Genomic DNA, 1,966 nt, shown 5'->3' with positions numbered 1-1,966 from the left:
GGGCGGGGACTTGGGCGGGGAGGGCTCCGACGTCCTGGGGGGAGAGTTCGGGTACGAGGGCGCCGATCCCACGGAGGACGAGGAGCTGTGCGTACGCCGCGGCAGGGGTGAGGGCGCGGCGGTGGGCGTAGGCCGCGAGACCTCGGGGGCGCAGGGGGCGCCAGACGGGGGTGCCGAGCGTGTGGTCGGGGTTGTCCAAGTGGGCGAGCAGCGCGGGCACCATGGCTCTGTCGGGCCGGAAGTCGCCCAGGTGAACGGGGAGTTCGGGGATCGCGAACCCGTAGCCGTCGGCGTACCGCGCTGCCGACGACCACACCTCTCCCAGCGTCTCGTTGAGGTGTTCCGCCGCGTTGAACAGGACGGCCGAGGTCGTCTCGTAGGCGGGGTAGTCCTCCTCCTGGAGGGACGCCTCCTTGCCGGAGAGGATGTAGCGGTCGTGGAGCGGCAGGCCGTCCCAGTCGACGACGAGGGAGACCACCGGAACGCTGACGCCCGCGTTCTGGAGATCCGCCGCCGCGCGGAACAGGTCCTCGACATCGGCGGTCCTGCGCACGGCGAGGGAGAGATCCTCGACGGTCACACCGTCCTCCAGGTCCCTGCCGAGGAACGCCAGCCCTCGGACCAGGCGGGCCGTATCGGTCGAGGGGCGTGTGCAGCCGGCCCCGGTGCCGGGTGCGTAACGGCGCTCGTAGCGCAGGCGGAGTCCCTCGGCGACCGGCGCGAGCGCTTCCTCGGCCGACGCGAGGTCGGTGTCCAGCGTGTCGGCGTAGTCCACGGTCGCCGCCCACAGCAGCAGACCGTCGCGGACGAAGATGCCCATCAAGTCCCGGAGGTCCTCGTCCAGGAGGCTCCAGGAACGGATCTCGTCCTCCGGCGGAACCGGCCAGCCCAGCCAGGAGAATGCGGTTAGCGCACGGTGCACCTCCAGCATTCCCACCCCCGCTTCATCGGCGACCTCTTCGAGCTCCAGAGGGGTGGTGGGCAGCTCCAGGAAGGTCCGGTCGGACGAGGTACGGAACAGGAGTTGAAGGTCGCTGTTCGTGCACACGTGATCCCGGTGGTGTTCCGGAACCTGCGGCAGGGGGGCGGGGAGAAGCGGCTGCAAGGGGGCGAGTCTGCGGACCAACTCGCCCAGGGAAACGGAGGATCGGGCCGAGAGCACGACCAGGGAACCCCAATGGGAGGTCCCGTCGCCTCGATGCACCAGGCCCAAGGTGCCGGAGCCCGGAGCGAAGTTCTTGAGGAACGCGTCGTTCTCCGGAACGTGACTCACGACGTCGCCCGTCCAGGGCAGGGGAGCATAGGACGGGTGGACGACGCGCAGGCTCCGCAGCCGGCGTTGCACCGCTTCCGGGCTCGTCTCCTGTACCGCGGACCGGTGCAGGACGTGATGCCAGCGGGCAGGAACGTGCTGAACGAGTTCCGCGTCCCCCGGAACGGGAACCGGATGACCGGCAAGGCTGGTCGGCAACGCCATCTCCTGACCCCGCCGTGACATCCCGAAGACCTGGGCACGCCACGGCAGGTACGTCTCGTGAGCCGCTCGCGTGTTCGGGTTGTCCACCAGGGTCTCGTCCTGCGAGAACCACCCCACCTGGTCCAAGGACACCGGCTCACCCTCCGCCCTCTCGACCGCCACCCCCTTGCCCCGCCACTCCGAGTCCAGCACCCGCGCCGCCGCCGGACTCCGCTTGTCCATCTGCCACGTCCACCGGAGCGACGGAAGCGAGGAGGCGGCCAGAGCCTCCGCCCCGCGCCGCCACAGGGACTCCACCCACCCGGTGTCGTACCCCTGCAACTCCTTCCGGCTGACACTGAGTTGCCCGGCGTGTGCCCCGTTCAGATCGACCACGTACCCGAACGGCTCCCGGTCGGTGGCGATCCCGTCGCACAGGATGGCCCCACCCCCGTCGACCCACCACAACGTCCCCGGCACAGCCTCCACGGCCTGCCTCTTATACAAATC

1 pseudogene is annotated in these 1,966 nt (G+C 70.0%); it reads right to left on the bottom strand.

What is annotated here, in order from left to right:
• Positions 1-1,945, bottom strand: a pseudogene (locus tag AOK24_RS43370) (HD domain-containing protein); the annotation flags it as partial.
• Positions 1,946-1,966 lie beyond the last annotated feature (21 nt).

This window comes from Streptomyces niveiscabiei (assembly GCF_001419795.1).
Classification (GTDB): Bacteria; Actinomycetota; Actinomycetes; order Streptomycetales; family Streptomycetaceae; genus Streptomyces; species Streptomyces niveiscabiei.
This window is presented reverse-complemented; position numbering and strand designations above follow the sequence as displayed.